Raw genomic sequence first — 5,799 nt, forward strand, 5'->3', positions numbered from 1 at the left:
GATGTGTGCCACCGCAGCGGCATGGAGTGCGCGACGCAACACCGGCGCAGCAAACGGCGTCACCGACGTTGGCTCGACCTGCGCGTAGAGCCGTTGATGGTAGGTGCGAAAGCGCTCATAGTGGCTTCGGTCTCGCGGCTTCGCCGCGCCGTAGATAGCAATAACTAACCCGGGACTGACGTCCGCCCGACGACCGACTCGACCGCTGACCTGGATGTATTGTGCCGTCGTCTTGGGCTGGCCAACGATCGTCATGAGTCCGAGCCGGTCGATATCGACACCGACTTCGATGATGTTTGATGCCAAGCAGATGTCGACACAGTTCGGGGACCCGTAGCGAGCCTGAAGTACCTCGATGGCCTTCGGGATCTCATCGCTTCGACGCCGGGAGGTGAGCTCCATCGTCTCCCGCGGCCAACGCGGTTCGATACCATCCCGGAAGCGCAGTCCGGTCAAGTAGTCAGGCACGTCCGACTCCAGCAGCGACACGGTGTTGCCCAACTCGCGCAGGCTGTTGAGGAAGTTGACATTCGTCCAGTAACCATCACGGTCGGGCTCGGGGATCTCGGTACCTGCCTGCAGGGTTGCCGCTGCGACTCGCACTTGGACAGTCTGCATCGACCCGAGTGAGGAGCTCATGACGCCGAGATAGCGGCGTCCCGGCTCGAGCGAGCCATCGTCGAGCGTGGCAGGTTCAGCGAAAAACGAATGTCCTTCTTCCAGCCCATGCGGCGGGAAGAGTGCCACCTGCTGGCGCCCGAAGAGTCCCCGGATTTGATCTTCATACCGCCGAATGGTCGCCGTCGATGCGATGATCTTGGGCGGCACAGGCTCACCGCCACGATAATCGGTGCAGAGCTCGTCGATCACAGGTTCATATAGACCGACCATCGAGCCAAGCGGCCCGGAGATCAGATGGAGCTCGTCCTGAATGATGAGGCCAGGCGGAGATACCTGGCGGCTACCGTCATCGCCTAAGCCGAACAGTCGTCTCGACTCTGGGCGCCAAGCCATCATGGCGAACTTGTCGACGGTACCGATGACGATCGATGGGCGAGTTTCGTAGATGTCGTCGTCGACGACATGCACCGGCAACCCCTTCCGCCCACTGAACAGACAGACCGAATCGACACAGCGAAAGATGACCTTCTGCCCGACTTGCTCATAGCCGATGACGTCCTGACCACTTCGCCCTCGCGGTTTCGTGCCCATCTGAGCCCCGCACCAAGGACAGCGGAGTAGCAGAAACTCATTCTGCGTCTGCGGGTCGCGCCTCAGCTGACTCAGAACCTCGACGGCCCTCTTCCAGGTATTCGGAGTAGAGGAACCACCAAGCCAAATCCCAATACTAAATCGTGTCTCGCCGAGATCCGCCGCATTCTTCGATCGGATGTCCTCTAGAACGCAGACCAATGCCGCAGCGCGAAGAAACTGTTGTGCTGTTAGCAGCCGCAGCGTGTAACGCATGAGCGTGTCTGTGCCCGCATCCTCTGGCTTACGCAGACGCCGGGCAAGCAAGCTGATCGCCGACGCGCCGAGGTATGCCTCCGTCTTACCTCCACCAGTCGGAAAGAAGATCAGGTCCACTATCTCGCGGGTGACTCGCGAAGGCTCCACGAGTTCAGGCAAGCTAGCCAAGATGAAGGCGATCTGGAAGGGACGCCAGTTGCCCGTCCCCGGCTTCACAACAGGTTCCGGGTGCGGACCTTGCACCCGCAGAATTCCACCCGACCCGGCGGCGACTTCGCGAAGCTCGAAGCGCGATCGCACCTGCTGGTAGAGCATGGCTTCGTTCATTAGCCGGAAGGCGCGACCAGCGATCGGATTTGAGTTCACGAGATCCCACCCGGCCCGCATCCTAGCCAGCGCCTCACGACAGAGCGTCATGTGCCTCGTCGCGGCCGGCCGAAAGCGGGGCAAGAGTTCGGGGATGAGACCCTCCTGCTGGGTGATCCACACATCATAGAGGCGTAGGACTGTTTCAACCTGCACCCGTCCTGCGTCGCTTCCCTCAGCCAACGACGCCATGCTAACCATGACCGACGTTCTGTTTCCCGTCTCATCCGTCACGTATACGTTCGGCGTCAAGCTGACGACCTCATATACAGGGAGCGGTTCAGCCTGGACCCACGACGTTTCCTCGTGGTTGGCTTCGCTCCACTCCGCAGCACAGCCGTGACCAATCGCGTAGGTCCGCTTGTTCCTGTACAGCAGATCGATAGATTGTTCTTCCTCGTCCCGGTCCGGCTGCTCGACGTCGTGGTAGGCCTGGATCGTGAGCCCACCCGCGGCAGCAACCGTGAAGCCCATCTGGAACAGGGCGCTGGCCGAACCTGTGCCTGGCGCTTGATTCAGAACGGCCACTGTCACGAGTCGGAGTTCAGGGTCATCCTCTCCGGGAACCGGCCGGCTGAAGACCTGTGTAGTCGGAGCAACGCGCGGTCGCTCTTCGCCACTTGCCGTATCAACGTTCTTGAGCCGATTGCTCTCATTTAGAAGCACGTGCCCCGGAACCGTGCCAGAGAGTTCAAACGGGCGACGGAGCCACCACTCGCGGGCTTTGGTCACTCCCGGAATGTGCACGCTCAACTTGTCGTAGTAGGCGCCCTTTACCGTGACACTCAAGGAGCCGTTTGTCGGCACGCGGCATTTGAACGAGATTGCCATCGCTGACGGCTTGAAGGTATTGGCGTCGCTGAGGTCGAAGTCGTCGGAATCTGCCTCGTCGTGGCGAAGTCGCCCCTTTACCTCAACAGTCGGGGCGTCGAGATGCTCCTCGGTACCTCCGAGTCCAGCGACCCAGCTAAGGTCGGGGTCATCCTGCGAACCGCCGTCGGAAGTCCCGGGAGACGAGATCGCTGTACCTCGCTGTGCTGCGCCGTTATGTAGCACACCTATGCCATAGCGACGGAGAGGATCCGAGCGCGTGAGGATCTCCTGGTGCGTCGTCATCTCATGAAACTGACCGCGGCTGGCTTCTTGTGATTCGAAGGCCAGCACCCCCGAGGAGCAATCGAGTGGCGTCCCGGGGGGCGAGTCCGTGTCCACAGGACCAAATAACTCGCGTCGAACTGCCGCCTCGACGATACCGCGCGCTTCCAGCCCAGTCATACTGTTCCTCCCAGTGCTGCCCTGAGTGTCCCGGCTTCGATCAAAGCGAACAGCCTGTCGGTCGCCCGCGTCAGGCCAACATACAGCAGCGATTCGAAGTTCGGCATCGTGTGACGGTCGATATCGGTAACCACCACCGCCCGCGCCTCGAGTCCCTTGAACGCTTGGATCGTGCTGTAGGACAGTTGTCCCGGTCGCGACGCGGTGCCATCAGCTGGTCGAAGCACCTGGCGGAGCCAAGTATCTGTTGTCCTGCTCGCAGTAGAGTTCCCCTCAAGAGGGCTCAGCACCACGATCTCGTTCAGCTCAAAACCATCGTTGCGCAGGGTACGTACAGCGCTCACCAGCTGCTCAGACTGGTCGCTGCCGGACTTGTACGTGAATACGGACGGATCGAAGCCGTCGTCCCGCCGCCGGAATCGCTGATAGCCGGGTTGCAGCTTACTGAACGTGTTCACTTGGTAACCAATCCTCGGCAGGTTGCGACAGTTCGTGATGAGCCGATGCGTAGTGAGCTGACCCACACGGCTACGCAGCAGCTCCCGCCCATCTGACGCGTCAAATATCGCTTGCCGCTCGAAGTCGCCGAAAAGGAGCAGACGCCCGTCCTCAAGCCCACCGGATACCATCAGATCAAGCACATCGAGGTAGGGCTCGCGAACGATGTCCTGGGTCTCATCGACAACTAAGAAGTCCCTGACCAGGCCCTCGCCACCTTCCAGGAGCACCTCCATCGCCCGGTCCGGCAGCTCGCGCTCCCAGAAATCTTGCCCTGCTCCCGGGTGCGGCTGCACTCCGGCGATCCGCAACAGTTCCTTGTGGAGTGTGCCAACCGTGACCCCAGGGAGGTCGTCCATATCGCTGACAAGGCGTCGCCCCAGGAACCGGTTGAAACACAGCAACCGCCCCGATCGACCCATGCTCACTTCCCTGCGTGCTGCCTCGGTCGCAAGGAGCGTCTTACCCGAGCCTGCCGGACCGGTGAAGAGGACCCGGCGGTTGTCCTGCATGGCGTCTAGCGCCTCGTACTGCTCCCCGATAAAGCTGATGAGCTCCTGCTCACGTACTCTTCTTCGATCGCCGGCCACTGTCGCCAGCTCGAAACGGGGGCGCAGGATCGACGCGATCCGGTCAGTCAGCTCATGGTCCGGTCCGACACCTCCATAGGAGAAGTACTGAATTTTCGCATCGAGATGCGCCTTGCCCTCCTCGAGCGTTCGTAAGATCGCCGCCGGAACACCCTTGCGTCGATCTTCGGAGTCCAACACCTGCCAGTCGTGCCACTCGGTCGATGACGGCAGCATTGTCCGCGCGCGGACTTCAGTAAACCAAGCACAGCTCAGTAGCGGAATCGAGCGCAAGTCCAGGTTCTTGGACTCGAGGAAGCCTCGAAGGCTGTGCATGGCTTCATTCGCCTGCTTGAACGGATGCCGCGGAGTCGGCCGGTCGTGACCGAGCTTCCACTGACCGTCATCGAGCACGGTGATGGTCTGGTGCGACTTCACTTCGATGACGAGCACCCCGTGGTCGGGCACGATGACGACGAAGTCAGCCTCGCCCTCTACTTGGCGGACGTGCTCGGCGATGGCTAGCGAATGCAAAACGATCCAGCCCTCGGTATCTGGGCTCGAGGCAAGGGCTACATAGAGCGCCTTCTCGCCGGGCGGCGCCGACTCTGGCCGGTAGGACGGCATCATTCGAGCCACCGTGCACCCCAATCTTCGAACGGCACCCTCGCATCACGCCGTGGAACAATCACCTGGTGCGGCGAGATAGCGAGGACTCGCGTCGCGATGATGCCTCGGAACCCGTCCGCCTGAACGTCCAAGCTCAAGTGCCCCTCGCGTTCCAGCTCTGACAGATCCACCGCAGAGACTGCAACCTCCAACTTTTCCCGCACTTCGGCGATCGCCTGATGGATAAACTGACGCAGCTTGGTCGCATAACCGAAGGTTGGTTGGATTGGGATCCCTAGCCATGTAAGCAGAATCTCAAAGTCATGATCGCTGTTCGGGCGGACAAGGTTCGGCGCCATCCACGCCGGCGCGCGATCTGCCGTGGTCACGCCTAGTTGTCGGAGTTCACCGACAGCCGCCTTTTTGCCACGCAAAGTCAGGAGCCTGGAAAGCTCATCTTTCCAAGCATGCTGAGAAGCGCTGACAGATTCCCTCTTGGCGCCAAGCAATCGCAGCGCGGCTGCATACAACACGCCTTGTTCCGTCGCCCCTTGTCGAAGCAACAGATACGTGCCGGGCCGAACTGCGTGTAGGTCGCAATAGACGACTCGTTCCCCGCTTGGCTGGTTTGGGTCCAGCGCACGGATACGGTCCCCGTCGTCGAGCCAGATCGCCAGGCTACCGCTGAGCAGCACCTTCCGTGCGACCACTTCCTCGCTGCTCGGCTCACGATCAGCCAGCTGCCGGTTACCCCAAATGGGCATTGGAAGGAACTCCTCCTCAACCTCAGGCTCCACCGCCTCCGCTGAGGGTTCACCTAAATCACCTACGGTGAATGTCCGCGATTCAACTCGAATGGCATTGTCGGCATATGGCGCGATCACGGACTCCGGAAGCGAGCGGTCGCCAATCCATGCAGGCATAAGGAAACTCACCCCATTCGCGGGCGGCGCCGTTACGAGAGATGACTTAAAAAAGCGCGGCGGCCCCACCGCAAACGCCTGTTCCACTT

3 protein-coding genes are annotated in these 5,799 nt (G+C 60.9%); all 3 read right to left on the minus strand.

Features of this window, described 5'->3' with window-relative positions; all coding sequences use genetic code 11:
• Positions 1-3,111, minus strand: a 3,111-nt coding sequence (locus AB4Y86_RS10300; protein ID WP_441402142.1) for a helicase-related protein, incomplete at its 3' end; no start/stop codon positions are given.
• Complete coding sequence (locus AB4Y86_RS10305) at positions 3,108-4,808, minus strand: NERD domain-containing protein (protein WP_441402143.1); 1,701 nt, start codon at positions 4,806-4,808, stop codon at positions 3,108-3,110. The genes AB4Y86_RS10305 and AB4Y86_RS10300, both read right to left, overlap by 4 nt.
• Positions 4,805-5,799 (minus strand): hypothetical protein (locus AB4Y86_RS10310; protein ID WP_441402144.1); only part of this gene is annotated, 995 nt, incomplete at its 5' end. The genes AB4Y86_RS10310 and AB4Y86_RS10305, both read right to left, overlap by 4 nt.

This window comes from Arthrobacter sp. 2YAF22_2, from assembly GCF_052114645.1.
Taxonomy (GTDB): domain Bacteria; phylum Actinomycetota; class Actinomycetes; order Actinomycetales; family Micrococcaceae; genus Arthrobacter.

What these genes read in the sequence shown, in the direction of transcription:
- AB4Y86_RS10305 (WP_441402143.1), bottom strand. Translation starts at nt 4,808, where the DNA reads ATGATGCCGTCCTACCGGCCAGAGTCGGCGCCGCCCGGCGAGAAGGCG.